16 protein-coding genes are annotated in these 19,517 nt (G+C 60.0%); 2 read left to right on the top strand and 14 right to left on the bottom strand.

The genetic code is table 11. The features are described 5' to 3' along the window. Positions 1-23 precede the first annotated feature (23 nt). Both lpxH and AC07VR_RS13765 read right to left on the bottom strand, forming a co-directional pair. Positions 24-776 carry a UDP-2,3-diacylglucosamine diphosphatase gene (gene lpxH / locus AC07VR_RS13770; RefSeq protein WP_495011528.1) on the bottom strand — a complete coding sequence of 251 codons (753 nt, stop codon included), beginning with the start codon at positions 774-776 and terminating at the stop codon, positions 24-26. Beyond that, the gene (locus AC07VR_RS13765; protein WP_495011527.1) at positions 773-1,276 is read right to left on the bottom strand and encodes a peptidylprolyl isomerase; all 504 of its coding nucleotides are present in this window, start codon (positions 1,274-1,276) and stop codon (positions 773-775) included. Before AC07VR_RS13765 ends, lpxH begins: the two co-directional genes overlap by 4 nt. A gap of 260 nt (positions 1,277-1,536) precedes the next feature. Here AC07VR_RS13765 and AC07VR_RS13760 point away from each other — a divergent pair, with 260 nt between their 5' ends. Together AC07VR_RS13760 and cysS are read left to right on the top strand one after the other, a co-directional pair. Then, positions 1,537-3,234, top strand: a complete 1,698-nt coding sequence (locus tag AC07VR_RS13760) for a glutamine--tRNA ligase/YqeY domain fusion protein (protein WP_494993357.1) — start codon at positions 1,537-1,539, stop codon at positions 3,232-3,234. 20 nt (positions 3,235-3,254) lie between these two features. Beyond that, entirely contained in the window at positions 3,255-4,637 is a 1,383-nt protein-coding gene (gene cysS, locus AC07VR_RS13755) for a cysteine--tRNA ligase (RefSeq protein WP_494993356.1), read from the top strand. 313 nt (positions 4,638-4,950) lie between these two features. On the opposite strand, the gene nuoN is transcribed toward cysS, so the two are convergent. The 12 genes from nuoN to AC07VR_RS13695 form a co-directional block, all read right to left on the bottom strand. Next, entirely contained in the window at positions 4,951-6,414 is a 1,464-nt protein-coding gene (gene nuoN / locus AC07VR_RS13750) for an NADH-quinone oxidoreductase subunit NuoN (protein WP_495011526.1), read from the bottom strand. A 7-nt stretch (positions 6,415-6,421) separates the two neighbouring features. After that, positions 6,422-7,954 (bottom strand): NADH-quinone oxidoreductase subunit M, encoded by a 1,533-nt coding sequence (nuoM, locus tag AC07VR_RS13745; protein ID WP_495011525.1) that lies wholly within the window; start codon positions 7,952-7,954, stop codon positions 6,422-6,424. Positions 7,955-7,993: 39 nt separating this feature from the next. Further along, a complete protein-coding gene (gene nuoL, locus AC07VR_RS13740) occupies positions 7,994-9,847 on the bottom strand; it encodes an NADH-quinone oxidoreductase subunit L (protein ID WP_494993353.1) in 1,854 nt (617 codons plus the stop codon). After that, positions 9,844-10,167, bottom strand: a complete 324-nt coding sequence (gene nuoK / locus AC07VR_RS13735; RefSeq protein WP_495011524.1) for an NADH-quinone oxidoreductase subunit NuoK — start codon at positions 10,165-10,167, stop codon at positions 9,844-9,846. The genes nuoL and nuoK overlap by 4 nt, the downstream gene beginning before the upstream one ends. A gap of 4 nt (positions 10,168-10,171) precedes the next feature. Next, on the bottom strand, positions 10,172-10,672 hold the full coding sequence (gene nuoJ, locus AC07VR_RS13730; protein ID WP_495011523.1) for an NADH-quinone oxidoreductase subunit J: 501 nt from the start codon (positions 10,670-10,672) through the stop codon (positions 10,172-10,174). Between the two features lie 9 nt (positions 10,673-10,681). Beyond that, positions 10,682-11,230 carry an NADH-quinone oxidoreductase subunit NuoI gene (nuoI, locus tag AC07VR_RS13725; protein WP_494993350.1) on the bottom strand — a complete coding sequence of 183 codons (549 nt, stop codon included), beginning with the start codon at positions 11,228-11,230 and terminating at the stop codon, positions 10,682-10,684. A gap of 12 nt (positions 11,231-11,242) precedes the next feature. Next, complete coding sequence (nuoH, locus tag AC07VR_RS13720) at positions 11,243-12,250, bottom strand: NADH-quinone oxidoreductase subunit NuoH (RefSeq protein ID WP_494993349.1); 1,008 nt, start codon at positions 12,248-12,250, stop codon at positions 11,243-11,245. Beyond that, positions 12,247-14,964 (bottom strand): NADH-quinone oxidoreductase subunit NuoG, encoded by a 2,718-nt coding sequence (gene nuoG / locus AC07VR_RS13715; protein ID WP_495011522.1) that lies wholly within the window; start codon positions 14,962-14,964, stop codon positions 12,247-12,249. The genes nuoH and nuoG overlap by 4 nt, the downstream gene beginning before the upstream one ends. Before the next feature lie 161 nt (positions 14,965-15,125). Next, positions 15,126-16,487: an NADH-quinone oxidoreductase subunit NuoF gene (nuoF, locus tag AC07VR_RS13710; RefSeq protein WP_495011521.1), complete on the bottom strand. Its 1,362-nt coding sequence runs from the start codon at positions 16,485-16,487 to the stop codon at positions 15,126-15,128. Next, entirely contained in the window at positions 16,484-16,981 is a 498-nt protein-coding gene (nuoE, locus tag AC07VR_RS13705; RefSeq protein WP_494993346.1) for an NADH-quinone oxidoreductase subunit NuoE, read from the bottom strand. The genes nuoF and nuoE overlap by 4 nt, the downstream gene beginning before the upstream one ends. 2 nt (positions 16,982-16,983) lie before the next feature. Beyond that, positions 16,984-18,768: an NADH-quinone oxidoreductase subunit C/D gene (gene nuoC, locus AC07VR_RS13700; RefSeq protein WP_495011520.1), complete on the bottom strand. Its 1,785-nt coding sequence runs from the start codon at positions 18,766-18,768 to the stop codon at positions 16,984-16,986. 72 nt (positions 18,769-18,840) lie between these two features. Beyond that, entirely contained in the window at positions 18,841-19,515 is a 675-nt protein-coding gene (locus tag AC07VR_RS13695) for a NuoB/complex I 20 kDa subunit family protein (protein ID WP_489360825.1), read from the bottom strand. Between the last annotated feature and the right edge of the window lie 2 nt (positions 19,516-19,517).

Below are 19,517 nucleotides of genomic sequence, written 5' to 3'. Positions count from 1 at the left end.
GCCATCGCTGGCAAGCCAGGCTCCTACAGATGGGGTAGTGCGGCTACCGAGGGTGGCACAAAATCAAACGCTGCCAGCTGAAACCCTTGCTCATCGACCTGCAACGCCCAGCCCTGACGATCCCAATCGCCCAGCACAATGCGCCTGGCCGCCTGCTCGCCAATCTGCAGTTTGTGGATGGCAGGGCGGTGGGTGTGGCCGTGGACCAGGGTTTTCACGCCGTACTGCTGCATGATCCGCGGGATTTCCTCGGGGGTGACGTCGACGATGTCGTTGGCTTTCATCCGGTTTTGCGCGCGGCTTTCGCTGCGCAGCTTGCGCGCCAGTTTGTGCCGGGTGCGCAGCGGCAGATGGCGCAGCACGAACAAGGTGACGGGATTGCGCAGGTAACGGCGCAATTTCATGTAGCTTTCATCGCGGGTGCAGAGGCTGTCGCCGTGCATCAACAGCACTGGCTCACCTGCGAGCTGCACGACACTCGGGTCCTTGAGCAGGGTGCAGCCGGCTGCTTTGCAGAAGGCCTTGCCGAGCAGGAAGTCGCGATTGCCGTGCATCAGAAAAATCTGTGTGCCGCTCTCGCTGAGTTCGCGAAGAGCCTGGCAAATGGAGCGTTGGAAGGAGGTCATGGCGTCGTCGCCAATCCACACCTCGAAAAAGTCGCCCAGAATGTACAGCGCGGTCGCCGAGCGGGCGCGGGTGGCGAGCAAATCCAGAAACGCCCGGGTAATGTCCGGGCGCTCCTCTTCCAGATGTAAATCTGAAATCAGCAATATCACTCAATGATCTCGGCTTTCTCGATGATCACGTCGTCTGCTGGAACGTCCTGGTGGCCGGCCTTCATGGTGGTCGAAACACCTTTGATCTTGTCGACGACGTCGGTGCCGGCGGTCACTTTACCGAACACGGCATAACCCCAGCCCTGAACGTTCTTGCCGCTGTGGTTGAGGAAGCTGTTGTCGGCAACGTTGATGAAGAACTGCGCGGAGGCCGAATGCGGCTCCATGGTACGCGCCATGGCGACAGTGTACTTGTCGTTGGAAAGACCGTTGTCGGCTTCGTTCTGGATGCTAGGACGCTTGTCTTTCTTTTCTTTCATGCCTGGCTCGAAACCGCCGCCCTGGATCATGAAGTTGCCGATGACACGGTGGAAAACGGTGTTTTCGTAATGGCCGGCTTTAACGTATTCGAGGAAGTTGGCAACGGTGATCGGGGCTTTCTCGGCGTTCAGCTCCAGGACGATGTCGCCGAAGTTGGTGCTCAGTTTGACTTTGCTCATATTCGTTACTCTTTCAAGGAATTCGTGGCTTTCGGGGCGCAGCATGACGCGTGCGAGCCCACACCTGTTTGGCAAAAACTCACCAAGGTGCGCAGTTTAGCGTGACGGCGGCGAATTTCGAGGCTGTTTTTCACTTCAGGCACATTAAAAGCAGCAGTTTTAGGGCCTGCTCTGTCAGGTGCTTGACAGCATCGGCTATGATAGGCGCTTTGATTTATCAGGCCCGCTACCTGGCCACGCACTTGTACGTCAAGGATCCTATGAGCAAGCCCACTGTCGACCCTACCTCGAATTCCAAGACCGGACCTGCCGTTCCAGTCAACTTCCTGCGCCCGATCATCCAGGCGGACCTGGACTCGGGTAAGCACACGCAGATCGTGACCCGCTTCCCGCCAGAGCCCAACGGCTACCTGCACATTGGTCACGCCAAGTCGATCTGTGTGAACTTCGGCCTGGCCGAAGAGTTCGGTGGCGTCACGCACCTGCGTTTTGACGACACCAACCCGGCCAAGGAAGACCAGGAATACATCGACGCCATTGAAAGCGACATCAAATGGCTGGGTTTCCAATGGTCCGGTGAAGTGCGCTATGCCTCGCAGTATTTCGACCAGTTGCACGATTGGGCGGTGGAGCTGATCAAGGCTGGCAAGGCCTACGTTTGCGACCTGACCCCGGAGCAAGCCAGGGAATACCGTGGCAGCCTGACCGAGCCGGGCAAGAACAGTCCGTTCCGTGAGCGCAGCGTCGAAGAGAACCTCGACCTGTTCGCCCGCATGAAGGCTGGCGAATTCAAGGATGGCGCGCGCGTACTGCGAGCGAAGATCGACATGGCTTCGCCGAACATGAATCTGCGCGACCCGATCCTGTATCGCATCCGTCACGAGCACCACCACCAGACCGGTGACAAGTGGTGCATCTACCCGAACTACGACTTCACCCACGGTCAGTCGGACGCCATCGAAGGCATCACCCACTCGATCTGCACCCTGGAGTTCGAAGGCCACCGCCCGCTGTACGACTGGTTCCTCGACAACCTGCCAGTCCCGGCGCACCCGCGTCAGTACGAGTTCTCGCGGTTGAACCTGAACTACACCATCACCAGCAAGCGCAAGCTCAAGCAGTTGGTCGACGAGAAACACGTTAACGGCTGGGACGACCCGCGCATGTCCACACTGTCGGGTTTCCGCCGTCGTGGCTACACCCCGAAATCGATCCGCAACTTCTGCGACATGGTCGGCACCAACCGTTCCGAAGGCGTGGTCGACTTCGGCATGCTGGAATTCAGCATCCGCGACGACCTCGATCACAGCGCCCCGCGTGCCATGTGCGTGCTGCGTCCGCTGAAAGTCGTGATCAGCAACTACCCGGAAGGCCAGGTCGAGAACCTCGAACTGCCGTGCCACCCGAAAGAAGACATGGGCGTACGGGCTCTGCCGTTCGCCCGTGAGATCTACATCGACCGTGAAGACTTCATGGAAGAGCCGCCAAAAGGCTACAAACGCCTGGAACCGAATGGCGAAGTGCGTCTGCGCGGCAGCTACGTGATCCGTGCCGACGAAGCGATCAAGGACGCCGATGGCAACATCGTCGAACTGCGTTGCTCGTACGATCCGGACACCCTGGGCAAGAACCCTGAAGGCCGCAAGGTCAAAGGCGTGATTCACTGGGTGCCGGCAGCGGCCAGCGTCGAGTGTGAAGTGCGTCTGTACGATCGCCTGTTCCGTTCGCCGAACCCTGAGAAGGCCGAAGACAGCGCCGGTTTCCTGGACAACATCAACCCTGATTCGCTGCAGGTGCTTACCGGTTGTCGTGCTGAGCCTTCGTTGGGCAATGCACAGCCGGAAGACCGTTTCCAGTTCGAGCGCGAAGGTTACTTCGTCGCGGATATCAAGGACTCGAAACCCGGTCACCCGGTATTCAACCGCACCGTGACCCTGCGTGATTCGTGGGGCCAGTGATTTAGAGCCAAGGAACAATCGTGCTTACGATCTACAACACGCTCACCAAGAGCAAAGAAGTCTTCAAGCCGCTGGATGGCAACAAGGTGCGCATGTACGTCTGCGGGATGACCGTGTACGACTACTGCCACCTGGGCCACGGGCGCAGCATGGTTGCGTTTGACCTGGTGACCCGCTGGTTGCGGTTCAGCGGTTATGACCTGACCTACGTGCGTAACATCACCGACATCGAAGACAAGATCATCAATCGCGCCCGTGAAAACGGCGAGCCGTACGACGTGTTGACCGAGCGCATGATCGCGGCGATGCATGAAGACGAGTCGCGCTTGAACATCCTCAAGCCGGACATGGAGCCACGGGCTACCGATTACATCCCCGGCATGCAGGCGATGATCCAGACCTTGATCGACAAGGGCTATGCCTACGCGCCGGGCAACGGCGACGTGTACTACCGCGTCGGCAAGTTCATGGGTTACGGCAAGCTGTCGCGCAAGAAGATCGAAGACCTGCGCATCGGCGCCCGCATCGAAGTCGACGAGTCGAAACAGGACCCGCTGGACTTCGTCCTGTGGAAAGCCGCCAAGCCGGGCGAGCCGAGCTGGGAATCGCCGTGGGGCGCCGGGCGTCCGGGCTGGCACATCGAGTGCTCGGTGATGTCGACCTGCTGCCTGGGCGAGACCTTCGACATTCATGGCGGTGGCAGCGACCTCGAGTTCCCGCACCATGAAAACGAAATCGCCCAGAGCGAAGCGGCCACCGGCAAGACTTACGCCAACGCGTGGATGCATTGCGGGATGATTCGCATCAATGGCGAGAAGATGTCCAAGTCCTTGAACAACTTCTTCACCATTCGCGACGTCCTCGACAAGTACCACCCGGAAGTCGTGCGTTACCTGCTGGTGTCGAGCCACTACCGCAGCGCGATCAACTACTCGGAAGACAACCTCAAGGACGCCAAAGGCGCTCTGGAGCGTTTCTACCACGCGTTGAAAGGCCTGCCGACGGTTCCGGCCGCCGGTGGCGAAGCCTTCGTCGAGCGTTTTACCCAAGTGATGAACGACGACTTCGGCACGCCGGAAGCCTGCGCGGTGCTGTTCGAGATGGTCCGTGAGATCAACCGTCTGCGTGAGAGTGATCTGAACGCAGCGGCCGGTCTGGCGGCACGCTTGAAGGAACTGGCCAGCGTGCTCGGTGTGTTGCAACTGCAAGCCGACGACTTCCTGCAAGCAGGAGCCGAAGGTCGGGTCGATGCAGCAGAAGTCGATGCGCTGATTCAGGCGCGCCTGACAGCCCGTGCCAACAAGGACTGGGCCGAGTCGGACCGCATCCGCGACCAGCTCACCGCCATGGGCGTGGTGCTGGAGGACGGCAAGGGCGGCACGACGTGGCGCCTGGCTGACTAAGGCCGGCGTTTGCTGCAAACAAAAACCCGCCTTGTGCGGGTTTTTGTTTATGCAAAGGTCGGGTTGATTGTTTGATCGTTTGATTGATCGTTCCCACGCTCCGCGTGGGAATGCAGCCCGGGACGCTCCGCGTCCCAACAGCGGACGCAGAGCGTCCATTGAGGCGTTCCCAGGCAGAGCGTGGGAACGATCATTTCAGCCGCTACCGGTCTCTTTGCAGGCACTTTCCGGGAAAGGGGAGAGCAGCCCCCCAAACGCAAAAACGGCACCCGAAGGTGCCGTTTCTGTTTTCTGCTGCCTGTCGCTTAAGCGATCAACCGGCCAGGCCTGTCTGCTGAACCAGCGTCAGCAACGGCTGTGGGTACAGGCCGAGGAAGAACGCCAGAACAGCGATGGCCAGCAGCATGACGCCACCGGCACGTTGTTCCCAGTGCAGCTGGGCGTCAACGCGACGCAGGTTCGGTTCGATCAGATACAGAGTGACCATCACACGCAGGTAGTAGAAGACGCCGATGGCACTACCCAGTACCAGAGAGCCGACCAGCCACCACTGGTGGGATTCGACACCGGTGGCGATGATGTAGAACTTGCCGATGAAGCCTGCGGTCAGCGGAATGCCGGCCAGCGACAGCATCATTACGGTCAGCACGGCGGTCAGGTACGGACGGCGCCAGAACAGGCCGCGGTATTCGTACAGGGCATCTGCGTCGCGGCCTTTGTACGGCGAGGACATCAGGGTGATTACGCCGAATGCGCCGAGGCTGGTGATCACGTAGGTGACCAGGTAAACGCCGATGGCTTCCACTGCCAGACCTTTGCTCGCCACCAGGGCGATCAGCAGGTAACCGAAGTGCGCGATGGAGGAGTAACCCAGCAGACGCTTGAGGTTGCTCTGGGTCAGTGCCAGCAGGTTACCAAACAGGATCGAGGCGATCGCAATGATGGTCAGAACGTTGCTCAGTATGCCACTGCTGGCCACCGGCGAGATCTGGAACAGACGCAGCATCACCGCGAATACCGCAACCTTGCTCGCGGTGGCGAGGAAGGCTGCGACCGGAGCAGGAGCGCCTTCGTACACGTCGGGGGTCCAGAGGTGGAAGGGCACCAGCGACAACTTGAACGCCAGGCCGATCAGCATCATGGCCAGGCCCAGTTGCGCGATCGGGCTTGGCAGACCGGTAGCGGCCAGTGCGTGACCGATGCCGCTGAAGCTCAGGGTACCGGCCTCTGCGTAAAGCAGCGCCATGCCGAACAACAGGAACGCGGAACCGGCGGCCGACAGCACCATGTACTTGATGCCGGCTTCCAGGGAGCGCTTGTTGAAGAAGGCATACGCCACCAGGCCGTAGACTGGAACCGAGAGCAGTTCCAGGCCGACGAACAAGCCGGCCAGGTGCTGCGCGCTGACCAGAACCAAACCGCCGGCCGCAGCCATCAGGATCAGCAGGTACAGCTCTTCGCGGTTGCCCGGGTAACCCGTACTGCCATCGCCGAGGTAGGCGTGGGCGAGGGTCACACAGGCCAGGGTAGCGACCAGGATCAACGCCATGTAGAGGCAGGCGAAGCTATCGATCTGCAGCAGCGGGGTCACGGCCAGAGGCGCGACTTTCAGGGCCGGGAGGATCGACAGCAGGGCCAGGTTGAGACCGGCTACTGAAAGCAGGAAGGTCTGTGAGTGGTTGCGACGCCAGGCGATCGCCATCATCACCACGATAATCGTGGCGCTGGTAATCAGCAGCGGCGCAAGCGCGATAAAGTGTTGAGTCGTCAGGTCCATAGCGCTCTTACCGGGCCGAAGCGAGTTGAGTGGAGGCGGTGCCGAACCATTGCTGCACGCCATGCATCGTCGCGGCAGAGGTATCGAGGAACGGTTGCGGGTAAATGCCGATGTAGACCAGCAGCCCTGCAAGTCCAACCACCATGATCAGTTCGCGAGCATCCATGCCGTGCAGTATTTCGTCCGACCTGGACGGGCCGAAGTAGGCACGGTGGATCATGATCAGCGAATAGACCGAACCGAACACCAGGCCGGAAGTGGCAATCGCGGTGATCCATGGCGCTCTGGCAAAGTTGCCCAGCAGGATCAGGAATTCGCCGACGAAGTTACCGGTACCCGGCAAACCCAGCGAAGCGGCTGCAAAGAACAGGCTGACCGCCGGCAGATACGCAATGCGTGACCACAGGCCACCCATCTCGCGCATGTCGCGAGTGTGCATGCGCTCGTACAACTGGCCGCTGATGATAAAGAGTGCGGCTGCCGAAACACCGTGCGCCAGCATCTGCATCACCGCGCCTTGCAGCGCCAGCTGGCTGCCGGAGTAGATCCCGATCAGCACGAAGCCCATGTGTGCAACGCTGGAGAAGGCGATCAGACGCTTGATGTCGGTTTGGGCGAACGCCAGGAACGCACCGTAGAAGATCCCGACCAGACCCAGGGTCATGGCGATCGGCGCGAACTCGGCCGAAGCATTCGGGAACAGCGGCAGGGCGAAACGCAACATCCCATAAGCAGCGGTCTTCAACAAGATACCGGCCAGGTCGACGGAACCGGCGGTCGGCGCCTGGGCGTGCGCATCCGGTAGCCAGGAGTGGAACGGCACCACGGGCAGCTTCACCGCGAAGGCGATGAAGAAGCCGAGCATCAGGATGTATTCGGTGGTCTGCGACATCTTGGTTTTCAGCAGCTGGGAGTAATCGAACGTGATCACCCCGGTGCTGTTGAAGTTGACCAGCACCAGACCCAGGATCGCCACCAACATGATCAGGCCGCTGGCCTGGGTGAAGATGAAGAACTTGGTCGCCGCGTAGATCCGGGTTTTCTTGCCATCCGATGAACTGTGACCCCAGAGCGCGATGAGGAAGTACATCGGCACCAGCATCATTTCCCAGAAGAAGAAGAACATGAACAGGTCGAGGGCGAGGAACACACCGACGACACCGCCCAGGATCCACATCAGGTTCAGGTGGAAGAAGCCCACGTGACGCTGGATCTCTTTCCAGGAGCAGAGTACCGAGAGGACACCCAGCAGACCGGTCAGCAGGATCATCAACAGCGACAGGCCGTCGAGGGCCAGGTGCACGTTGATGCCGAAGCGCTCGATCCAGACGTGCTTGAACTCAATCACCCAGGTCGGATCGGCGCCAGGCGCCGGTGCAAATGAATAGTTACCATGGGCCCACAGCCAGAGGCCAAGAGCGAGTTCCAGGGACATGGTCAGCAACGCAATCCAGCGTGGCAGGGTAGCGCCGAAGCGCTCACCCATCCAGCACAGCAGGCCGCCGATAAAGGGGATCAGGATTAGCCAAAGCAGAATCATGACGGGCTCAATTCCTTTCGCAATTTCGCAAGGTTCATATCAGACCGCTACCAACACAATGGCACCGATTACCAGCACGGCACCTGCGGCCATGGAAGCTGCATACCAACGCAGCTGGCCAGTCTCGGTACGGCTCAGGGAGTGATGTCCACCCTTGGCCATACGCGGGATCAAACCAATGGTCTGGTCGAGCGGGTCTTTGCGCAGTACATGGTTGATCATCAGGTACGGCTTGACGAACAGCTTGTCGTAGATCCAGTCGAAGCCCCACGCGGCGAACCACCAGGCCGAGAGCAGACGACCGATGCCGCTGTTGGCGATGGCGGTGACGAAGCGACGCTTGCCGAGGAACAGCAGTGCTGCCAGCAGGATACCGGACAGGGCGATAGCACCTGAGGCGATTTCCAGGCTGTGCTTGGCTTCGCCGCCGGCGTGGCCGACGCTTTCCGGCAGTACACCGTGCAGTGGTGGAACGATCATGGCGCCGATGAAGGTCGACAGGATGATCAGCACCGACAGTGGCAGCCAGTGGGCAATACCGTGACCGGCGTGGGCTTCGGTCTTCACTTCACCGTGGAACGTGATGAAGATCAGGCGGAAGGTGTACAGCGAAGTCATGAAGGCGCCGACCAGACCGGCGTACAGCAGGCCGTGGTTACCGCTGGCGAAGGCTTCCCAGAGGATTTCGTCCTTGGAGTAGAAACCTGCGGTCACCAGTGGCAGGGCCGCCAGCGCGGCACCGCCGACGATGAAGCTGACGTAGGCCAAAGGCAGTTTCTTCCACAGGCCGCCCATCTTGAAGATGTTCTGCTCGTGGTGGCAGGCAACGATCACCGAACCGGATGCAAGGAACAGCAGCGCCTTGAAGAAGGCGTGGGTCATCAGGTGGAAGATCGCGCCTTCCCAGGCACCGACACCCAGGGCCAGGAACATATAGCCGATCTGGCTCATGGTCGAGTAGGCGAGGACGCGTTTGATGTCGGTCTGCACCAGCGCGGCGAAGCCGGCCAGTACCAGAGTCACGCCACCGACGATCCCTACTAGATGCAGGATATCCGGCGCCAAAGCAAACAGACCGTGGGTACGAGCGATCAGGTAGACACCGGCGGTCACCATGGTCGCGGCGTGGATCAGTGCCGAGACCGGGGTAGGGCCGGCCATCGCGTCTGCCAGCCAGGTTTGCAGTGGCAGTTGCGCGGATTTACCGACGGCACCACCGAGCAACATCAGGGTCGCCAGAACGATCCAGAAGTCGCCGACCTTGAAGTGTTCCGGAGCACGAACCATCAGCTCTTGAATGTTCAGCGTGCCCAGTTGCTGGAACAGGATGAACAGGCCGATGGCCAGGAACACGTCGCCGACACGGGTGACGATAAAGGCCTTGAGTGCGGCGTTACCGTTGTTGCGGTTGCTGTAGTAGAAACCGATCAACAGGTAGCTGCACAGGCCCACGCCTTCCCAACCGAAGTACAGGAACAGCAGGTTATCGCCCAGGACCAGGAACAGCATGCTGGCGATAAACAGGTTGGTGTAGGCGAAGAAGCGCGAGTAACCGGCTTCACCGCGCATGTACCAGGAAGCGAACAGGTGGATCAGAAAGCCCACGCCCACCACCACACCGAGCATGGTCACGGACAGACCATCCAGGTACAGGGCGAAGTTCGGCGTAAAGCCTTCCACCGCTATCCACTGCCACAACACCTGGGTGTAGTGGCCGCCTTCAGGCGGTGCGACGTTGAATTGCCAGATCACATAGGTGGCGACAATGGCCGAGAGGCCAACGGAGCCGACGCCGATCAATGCCGAGAGGTTTTCCGAGAGGCGTCCCCGAGAGAACGCCAGCAGCACAAAACCGATCAGAGGGAACAGGAAAGTCAGATAGAGAAGGTTCATCCGCGCATCTCGCTGGCAGCGTCGATATCGAGAGTGTGGAAGCGGCGATACAGCTGCAACAGAATCGCCAGGCCAATACTGGCCTCGGCGGCTGCCAGGCTGAGCACCAGGATGAACATGATCTGTCCATCCGGCTGCGCCCATCTTGCACCTGCAACGATGAAGGCCAGACCAGAGGCGTTCATCATGATCTCCAGGCTCATCAGCACAAAGAGAATGTTGCGGCGGACCATCAGGCCGACCAGACCGAGGCAGAACAGGACGCCGGCGACAGCCAGGCCATGCTCCAACGGGATAGAACCAAGAGTGATAGCAGGCATGGTCTTACTCCTTCGCCTCGTTGCGGCCCAGGTGGAACGCCGTGACGGCTGCAGCGAGCAGCAGCATCGAGGCGAGTTCGACCACTAGTAGATAAGGACCGAACAGGCTGATGCCCACGGCCTTGGAGTCTACGGTGGTTTGACCGATGCCGGTGCCGGCGGAATGGCTGAACAGTACATACAGCAGTTCAGCCAGCAGCAGTGCAGCGAGTACGACCGGACCACCCCAGATACCGGGTTTGAGCCAGACGCGCTCTTGCTGAACCGAGGCCGGGCCCAGGTTCAGCATCATCACCACGAACACGAACAGCACCAGGATGGCGCCGGCGTAGGCGATCACTTCCAGTACACCGGCGAATGGAGCACCGAGACTGAAAAAGGTCATCGCCACCGCGAGCAGCGAAATAATCAGGTAGAGCAGGGCGTGCACAGGGTTGGTGTTGGTGATCACGCGAAGCGTGGACACAACGGCAACACCTGATGCGAAATAGAAAGCGAATTCCATCTTTCTTCCTTAAGGCAGCAAGCTCTTCACGTTGATCGGTTCGGCTTCATTTTGCGCGGAGCCTTTTGGCTTACCGGCAATGGCCATACCTGCAACACGATAGAAGTTGTAATCAGGGTTCTTACCGGGACCGGAGATCAGCAGATCTTCTTTCTCGTAAACCAGGTCCTGACGTTTGAACTCGGCCATCTCGAAATCCGGTGTCAGCTGGATCGCAGTGGTCGGGCAGGCTTCCTCGCAGAGGCCGCAGAAAATGCAACGCGAGAAGTTGATGCGGAAGAAGTCCGGGTACCAGCGACCGTCCTCGGTTTCAGCTTTCTGCAGCGAGATGCAACCCACCGGACACGCTACGGCGCACAGGTTGCAGGCTACACAGCGCTCTTCGCCGTCGGGGTCGCGGGTCAGGACGATACGCCCACGGAAGCGCGGCGGCAGGTACACCGCCTCTTCCGGGTACTGCAGCGTGTCGCGCTTGCGGAAGGCGTGGCCGAAAATCATCACCAGGCTGCGAAGCTGGGTGAAGAATCCATGCACGATGTCAAAAGTATACTTGAACATGATTCTCTATCCTCACTGAGCCGCGACGGCGGGCGTGTTCAACAACACGATCGCAGCGGTCACCAGCAGATTGATCAGGGTCAGCGGCAGGCAGAATTTCCAGCCGAAATCCATCACTTGGTCATACCGTGGGCGCGGAATCGATGCGCGCAGCAGGATGAAGATCATGATGAAAAACGCGGTCTTCAGAGCAAACCAGATGAACGGGATCTGCGGCAAAATGTCGAAAGGTCCGTGCCAGCCACCGAAGAACAAAGTCACCAGCAGCGCCGAGATCAACACGATGCCGATGTACTCACCGACGAAGAACATGCCCCATTTCATGCCAGCGTATTCAATGTGGTAACCGTCGGCCAGTTCCTGCTCCGCTTCCGGCTGGTCGAAGGGGTGACGGTGAGTCACGGCCACGCCAGCGATGAAGAAGGTGAGGAAACCGAGGATCTGCGGAATGATGAACCACAGGTGCTGGGCCTGGTAATCGACGATGTCGCGCATGTTGAACGAGCCAGCCTGCGCCACGATGCCCATCAACGACAGACCCATGAACACTTCATAGGACACGGTTTGTGCCGAGGCGCGCAAGCTGCCCAACAGGGCGAACTTGTTGTTGCTCGACCAGCCGGCGAACAGCACCGCGTAGACCGACAGACCGGCCATGGCGAAGAAGAACAGCACGCCGATGTTCAGGTCCGCGACACCCCAGGTCGGGGTGATCGGGATGATTGCGAAGGCAATCAGCAAGGCGCTCATGGCCACCACCGGCGCCAAAGTGAAGATCACTTTGTCGGCGAACGGTGGCGTCCAGTCTTCCTTGAAGAACATCTTGATCATGTCGGCGGCGATCTGGAAGGCGCCGAACGGGCCAACCCGGTTCGGACCGTAACGGTCCTGCCAGAGGGCGAGCAAACGACGCTCGACCCAGCTCAGCAGCGCGCCGCAAACCACCACGGCGAGCAGAATCACGATGGCCTTGAGCACCGCGATGATCACGTCGATCACTTCAGGTGTGAACCAGGTCATTGAGCTGCCTCCTGCAGACCGTCAACGGTAAGGCCGGCGATGGCCGGTGGAATACCCGCCAGACCGGCAGGCAAGGCAACCAGGCCAGCACCCAGCTCTTCATTGATACGCAGCGGCAGACGCAGGGTCTGGCCGGCAACATTCAAGCTGAGCAGGGCACCGTCATTGACGCCCAGACGATCCGCTTCGGATTTGGCCACACAGACGTAGGCGGCCGGGATGCGTTCCTGAACCGGAGCGGCTTTCGAAGAGTTCTCTTCACTGCCGAACAGGTGATAGAACGGCACCGCTTGCCAGGTTCCGCGAGCAGGGGAGAACGCGCCCGGAATGCTGGCGAACCAGCTCAGGCCATCTCCCTGGGTTTCGATCAGGCGAGTACCTGGGTCGCCGGCACGCAGGTGACCACCGACTTCGTCCTGGAACTTGTTCCAGGCTTGCGGCGAGTTCCAGCCCGGAGACCAGGCGAATGGCACTTGCTGACGTGGTTCGGCGGAGCCCGAGTAACCTTCCATGGAGAACGAGAACGCAGTGTCGTTGTCCTGGGAAGTGCGCGGTTCGTGCACGCTGATATCGGCGCGCATGGCGGTCCGGCCACTGTAACGTAGCGGCTCGCGAGCCAGTTTCAGACCTTTGATGCGGAACGAGGCCGACGGTGCGGCGCTGACAATGCCAGCGAGTTGCGGGTTGCTTTCGGCGCAGGCTGCGGTGACGTGGTCCAGTTGGGTCCAGTCCACCGGCTTGTTCAGCAAGGTGCTGCGCAGGGCATGCAGCCAGCGCCAGCCTTCGTGAACCAGGATGCTCGCATCCAGGTAAGTCGGGTCGAAGACCTGGAAGAAGCGCTGGGCGCGGCCTTCCTGGCTGACCAGCGTACCGTCGCCTTCAGCGAAGCTGGCGGCTGGCAGAACCAGATGTGCACGATCGCTGGTGGCAGTCTTCTGATGGTCGGTGACAATCACGACTTTTGCAGCGTTCAGTGCGGCATCGACTTTGGCTGCGTCAACGCGGGTGTACAGATCATTTTCCAGGACGACGATGGCGTCGGCTTTGCCGTCGATCACCGCTTGCAGCGCAGCGTCTGCCGATCCACCACCGAGCATGGCCAGGCCGAGGCTGTTGGCCTCTGGCACGATCAGGCTGATGGAGCCGGCTTTTTCGCGCAGCTTGAGAGCTTTGGCGATGTTCGCCGCGGCTTCGATCAGCGCTTTGGAGCCCAGAGAAGTACCCGCAATGATCAGCGGACGCTTGGCTGCCAACAGGGCGTTGGCGATGCGCTGCGCCAGTTCAGCCGCGTCGCTGTCCAGGCCTTCAACGGCAGGAGCGCTGGCGTCGAGGGCGTGAGCCACGGCGAAACCGATACGAGCCAGGTCGTCTGGAGCGGCGTGAACGCACTCTTCAGCCACGTCATCAAGCTTGGTTTCAGCCAGGCTGGCGATGAACAGCGGGTTCAGTTCGTGCTGACCGATGTTCTTCACCGCAGCATCCAGCCAAGGCTGAACGCGCATGGCGTCGGCCATGTCTTCGGCTTTGCCTTTGACCGATTGACGCAGTGCCAGGGCCATACGGGCAGCGGTCTGGGTCAGGTCTTCGCCGAGGACGAAGATCGCGTCGTGGTCTTCGATCTCGCGCATGTTCGGGATCGGCAGCGGGCTGTCTTTGAGCACCTGGGCAACCAGGCGAATACGCTCCAGCTCGGACGCTTCGATACCCGAGTAGAAGTGCTCGGCACCGACCAGTTCGCGCAGGGCGAAGTTGCTTTCGAGGCTGGCGCGTGGCGAACCAATACCGACGATGTTGCGACCGCGCAGCAGATCGGCAGCTTTATCCAGTGCAGCGTCGAGACCGAGTTTGACCTGACCGTCAGCCAGCAGTGGCTGGCGCGGACGATCTTCGCGGTTGACGTAGCCATAACCGAAACGGCCACGGTCGCAGAGGAAGTACTGGTTCACCGAACCGTTGAAACGGTTTTCGATACGACGCAGTTCGCCGTAACGTTCACCCGGGCTGATGTTGCAACCGCTGGAGCAGCCATGGCAGATGCTCGGCGAGAACTGCATGTCCCACTTGCGGTTGTAGCGCTCGGAGTGAGTCTTGTCGGTGAACACACCGGTCGGGCAGACCTCGGTGAGGTTGCCGGAGAACTCGCTTTCCAGGGTGCCGTCTTCAACGCGACCGAAGTACACGTTGTCGTGGGCGCCGAATACACCGAGGTCGGTGCCGCCGGCGTAGTCTTTATAGAAACGTACGCAGCGATAGCAGGCGATGCAGCGGTTCATTTCGTGAGAGATGAACGGGCCCAGTTGCTGGTTCTGGTGGGTACGTTTGGTGAAGCGGTAACGGCGCTCGTTGTGGCCGGTCATCACCGTCATGTCTTGCAGGTGGCAGTGACCGCCTTCCTCGCAGACCGGGCAGTCGTGCGGGTGGTTGGTCATCAGCCACTCGACGACGCTGGCGCGAAACACTTTGGCTTCTTCGTCATCGATGGAAATCCAGCTGCCGTCGGTGGCAGGTGTCATGCACGACATGACGATACGACCACGCTTGTCGTTCTCGTCGGTGTACTGTTTGACCGCGCACTGGCGACAAGCGCCAACGCTGCCAAGGGCGGGGTGCCAGCAGAAATACGGGATGTCGAGGCCTAGCGACAGACACGCCTGTAACAGGTTGTCTGCCCCATCGACTTCGAGCGATTTGCCGTCTACGTGGATAGTGGCCATGGTTCAAAGTTCTTCGTTGGCCCGGTGTCAGCGGGCGTGGCTAATGGAATCTATGTACTCGCCTGGCGCTGGAACAGGCCTGTTGAAAACTGTGTTTTCAACAGGCCTGAAGCGTCTTCAGACGATAGGAGGGCGGCACGGACCACCCTCGTTCGATACGTTTACGCGCCGACCGGAATCGGGATCGGGCGAGCCAGAGGCGGGACGACAGCACTGGTGGGTGCAATGCCGGCCTCGAACTCTGGACGGAAATATTTGATTGCGCTGCCCAATGGCTCCACGGCGCCCGGTGCGTGAGCACAGAAAGTCTTGCCTGGGCCGAGGAAACCGACCAGACCCAGCAGGGTCTCGATATCGCCGGCTTGCCCTTCACCGTTCTCGATCGCACGCAGCAGCTTGACGCTCCACGGCAGACCGTCACGGCACGGGGTGCAGAAGCCGCAGGATTCGCGGGAGAAGAACTCTTCCATGTTGCGCAGCAGGGAGACCATGTTGACGCTGTCGTCCACGGCCATTGCCAGGCCGGTACCCATACGGGTGCCGACTTTGGCGATGCCACCGGCGTACATTTGTGCGTCCAGGTGCTCAGGCAAGAGGAAGCCGGTACCGGCGCCACCTGGCTGCCAGCACTTGAGCTTGAAGCCGTCGCGCATGCCGCCGGCGTAGTCTTCGAACAGCTCGCGAGCGGTCACGCCGAACGGCAGCTCCCACAGGCCAGGGTTCTTCACTTTGCCGGAGAAGCCCATCAGCTTGGTGCCGTGGTCTTCGCTGCCTTCACGGGCCAGGGATTTGTACCAGTCAACACCGTCGGCGATGATCGCCGGCACGTTGCACAGGGTTTCGACGTTGTTCACGCAAGTCGGCTTGCCCCACACGCCAACGGCGGCAGGGAAGGGCGGCTTGGAGCGCGGGTTGGCGCGGCGGCCTTCGAGGGAGTTGATCAGTGCGGTTTCTTCACCGCATATGTAACGCCCGGCGCCGGTGTGGACGAACAGTTCGAAATCGAAGCCGCTGCCCAGAATGTTCTTGCCCAGCAGGCCCGCGGCTTTTGCTTCTTCCACAGCACGGTTCAGGTGCTTGGCGGCGGTGGTGTATTCGCCGCGCAGGAAGATGTAGCCACGGTAGGTTTTCAGCGCGCGAGCACTGATCAGCATGCCTTCGATCAGCAGATGGGGCAGTTGCTCCATCAGCATGCGGTCTTTCCAGGTGTTGGGTTCCATCTCATCCGCGTTGCACAGCAAGTAGCGGATGTTGATGGATTCGTCCTTGGGCATCAGGCCCCACTTCACACCCGTGGGGAAGCCTGCGCCACCGCGACCCTTGAGGCCGGAGTCTTTGACGGTCTGGACGATATCGTCCTGAGACATATCGGCGAATGCCTTGCGCGCAGCGGCGTAGCCATTCTTGGCCTGGTACTCGTCGAGCCAGACGGCTTCGCCGTCGTCACGCAGGCGCCAGGTCAACGGATGGGTTTGTGCACTGCGCTTGATGCGGTTGGCAGGGCCGAAGGAAGTCAGGGTCATACGTAGCCCTCCAACAGTTTGGCAACGCCAGCAGGCTGTACATTACCGAAAGTGTCGTCGTCGATCATCAGCGCAGGTGCCTTGTCGCAGTTGCCGAGGCAGCAGACCGGTAGCAGTGTGAAACGACCGTCGGCGGTGGTTTGACCCAGGCCGATGCCGAGATTGCTCTGGATCTCGCTGACCACCGACTCGTGACCGCCGATAAAGCAGACCATGCTGTCGCAGACGCGAATGATGTGACGGCCCACTGGCTGACGGAAGATCTGGCTGTAGAAAGTCGCCACGCCCTCAACGTCGCTGGCCGGAATGCCGAGGATCTCGCCGATGGCGTAGAGCGCGCCATCAGGCACCCAGCCACGTTCCTTCTGGACAATCTTCAGGGCTTCGATCGACGCCGCGCGCGGGTCTTCGTAGTGATGCAGCTCGTGCTCGATGGCCGAGCGCTCGGTTTCGCTCAGGGCGAAACGGTCTGTCTGGATAAGCGTGCTGTTCATGCTTAGCGGTCCACGTCGGCCATAACGAAATCGATACTACCCAGGTACGCGATCAAGTCCGCGACCATGCTGCCTTTGATCACCGAAGGGATCTGCTGCAAGTGCGGGAAGCTTGGGGTACGAATCCGGGTGCGGTAGCTCATGGTGCCGCCATCGCTCGTCAGGTAATAACTGTTGATACCCTTGGTCGCTTCAATCATCTGGAAGGATTCGTTGGCCGGCATGACCGGGCCCCACGAAACTTGCAGGAAGTGCGTGATCAGGGTTTCGATGTGCTGCAGCGTGCGCTCTTTAGGCGGCGGCGTGGTCAGTGGGTGATCCGCTTTGTACGGGCCTTCCGGCATGTTGCGCAGGCACTGGTCGATGATCTTGACGCTCTGGCGCATTTCTTCGACGCGAACCATGCAGCGGTCGTAGGCATCGCCATTGGCCGCCAGCGGAACTTCGAATTCGAAGTTCTCGTAGCCCGAATACGGGCGGGCTTTACGCAGGTCGAAATCACAGCCGGTGGAACGCAAGCCAGAACCGGTGACGCCCCATTCCAGGGCTTCTTTGGTGTTGTAGGCTGCGACGCCGATGGTCCGGCCACGCAGGATGCTGTTCTGCAGCGCGGCTTTCTCGTACTCGTCGAGGCGCTTTGGCAGCCATTCGACGAAGTCCTTGACCAGCTTGTCCCAGCCGCGTGGCAGATCGTGCGCGACGCCGCCGATGCGGTACCAGGCCGGGTGCAGACGGAAGCCGGTGATGGCTTCGATCACGGTGTAGGCTTTTTGCCGGTCGGTGAAGGTGAAGAACACCGGGGTCATGGCGCCGACGTCCTGGATATAAGTACCCAGGAACAACAGGTGGCTGGTGATCCGGAAGAACTCGGCCATCATGATGCGGATGACGTCGACCTTCTCCGGCACCTTGATGCCGGCCAGTTTCTCGACCGAGAGCACGTACGGCAGGTTGTTCATCACGCCGCCGAGGTAGTCGATCCGGTCGGTGTACGGGATGAAGCTGTGCCAGGACTGACGCTCGGCCATTTTCTCGGCGCCACGGTGGTGATAGCCGACGTCCGGAACGCAGTCGACGATTTCTTCACCGTCAAGTTGCAGGATGATACGGAACGCACCGTGAGCCGAAGGGTGGTTCGGGCCAAGGTTGAGGAACATGTAGTCCTCGTTGGCGCCGGAACGCTTCATGCCCCAGTCTTCCGGTTTGAAGCGCGCGGCTTCTTCTTCCAGCTGTTGCTTGGCCAGGGTCAGGCTGAACGGGTCGAATTCGGTGGCGCGGGCCGGGAAATCCTTGCGCAGCGGGTGACCTTCCCAGGTAGGCGGCATCATGATCCGGGTCAAATGAGGATGGCCGGCAAAGTCGATGCCGTACATGTCCCACACTTCACGCTCGTACCAGTTGGCGTTCGGCCAGATCGAGGTGACGGTCGGCAAGCTGAGGTCGCTCTCGGACAAGGCGACCTTGATCATTACGTCACTATTACGTTCGATCGACAGCAGGTGATAGAAAACGGTGAATTCGACGCCGTTCGGCAAACCCTGACGCTTGGTGCGCAGACGCTCGTCCACGCCGTGCAGGTCATACAGCATGACGTACGGCTTGGGCAGGTTACGCAGGAAAGTCAGGACTTCGATGAGTTTGGCGCGGGTAACCCAAAGCACCGGCATGCCGGTGCGGGTGGCCTGGACGGAGAACGCCTCCGGGCCAAAACGGTTGTTCAGTTCGACGACCACATCTTGGTCGTCTGCCTTATAAGGCGGGATGTACAGAGCACTGCCTGTAGTCATGGCTTTTTATCGCTTTCGGTCAACGTAAAGAATGAAACCAGGTTCTCGTTTCTTTGTAAGAGCTGAGCTGGATCAGACTTCGTCGGGGCTGCGCAGGTTGGTTACCTGAATACGCTGTTCACGGCGCTGTTCCTTTTGCGACGGCATTTCGGCGCGGTAAACGCCTTGATCACCAACGACCCAGGAAAGTGGGCGACGCTCCTGGCCAATCGACTCCTGCAAGAGCATCAAGCCTTGCAGAAAAGCTTCAGGGCGGGGCGGGCAGCCGGGCACATAGACGTCCACGGGCAGGAACTTGTCCACCCCTTGAACGACGGAATAGATGTCGTACATGCCACCGGAGTTGGCGCACGAACCCATGGAGATAACCCACTTGGGTTCCAGCATTTGCTCGTAGAGACGCTGAATGATCGGCGCCATCTTGATGAAGCAGGTACCGGCAATAACCATGAAATCCGCCTGGCGCGGTGATGCCCGGATAACTTCGGCGCCAAAGCGTGCGATGTCATGGGGCGCCGTGAAGGCGGTAGTCATTTCCACGTAGCAGCACGACAGACCGAAGTTGTATGGCCACAGGGAGTTTTTACGCCCCCAGTTGACCGTACTGTTCAGCACGTCTTCGAGCTTGCCCATGAAGATATTTTTGTGGACTTGATCTTCTAACGGATCGGAAACGGTATCCCGTTCGCCGATCGGGTACTGCTCGTTAGGAGCATCCGGGTCGATCCTGGTGAGATTGTATTGCATCG

The sequence above is a fragment of the Pseudomonas sp. GW821-FHT02H09 genome, from assembly GCF_059421425.1.
The sequence above is the reverse complement of the archived record's forward strand: the minus strand, read 5'-3'. Positions and strand labels throughout refer to the sequence as shown.

Bases quoted from the DNA above. Each gene is read 5' to 3' on its own strand.
- AC07VR_RS13760 (WP_494993357.1), top strand. From the start codon at position 1,537: ATGAGCAAGCCCACTGTCGACCCTACCTCGAATTCCAAGACCGGACCT.
- nuoH (WP_494993349.1), bottom strand. From the start codon at position 12,250: ATGACCTGGTTCACACCTGAAGTGATCGACGTGATCATCGCGGTGCTC.
- nuoI (WP_494993350.1), bottom strand. From the start codon at position 11,230: ATGTTCAAGTATACTTTTGACATCGTGCATGGATTCTTCACCCAGCTT.
- nuoL (WP_494993353.1), bottom strand. From the start codon at position 9,847: ATGAACCTTCTCTATCTGACTTTCCTGTTCCCTCTGATCGGTTTTGTG.
- nuoG (WP_495011522.1), bottom strand. From the start codon at position 14,964: ATGGCCACTATCCACGTAGACGGCAAATCGCTCGAAGTCGATGGGGCA.
- nuoC (WP_495011520.1), bottom strand. From the start codon at position 18,768: ATGACTACAGGCAGTGCTCTGTACATCCCGCCTTATAAGGCAGACGAC.
- nuoK (WP_495011524.1), bottom strand. From the start codon at position 10,167: ATGCCTGCTATCACTCTTGGTTCTATCCCGTTGGAGCATGGCCTGGCT.
- AC07VR_RS13765 (WP_495011527.1), bottom strand. From the start codon at position 1,276: ATGAGCAAAGTCAAACTGAGCACCAACTTCGGCGACATCGTCCTGGAG.
- nuoM (WP_495011525.1), bottom strand. From the start codon at position 7,954: ATGATTCTGCTTTGGCTAATCCTGATCCCCTTTATCGGCGGCCTGCTG.
- nuoJ (WP_495011523.1), bottom strand. From the start codon at position 10,672: ATGGAATTCGCTTTCTATTTCGCATCAGGTGTTGCCGTTGTGTCCACG.
- nuoF (WP_495011521.1), bottom strand. From the start codon at position 16,487: ATGACCCTGACTTCCTTCGGCCCTGCCAACCGCATCAAGCGCAGTGCA.
- AC07VR_RS13695 (WP_489360825.1), bottom strand. From the start codon at position 19,515: ATGCAATACAATCTCACCAGGATCGACCCGGATGCTCCTAACGAGCAG.
- nuoN (WP_495011526.1), bottom strand. From the start codon at position 6,414: ATGGACCTGACGACTCAACACTTTATCGCGCTTGCGCCGCTGCTGATT.
- nuoE (WP_494993346.1), bottom strand. From the start codon at position 16,981: ATGAACAGCACGCTTATCCAGACAGACCGTTTCGCCCTGAGCGAAACC.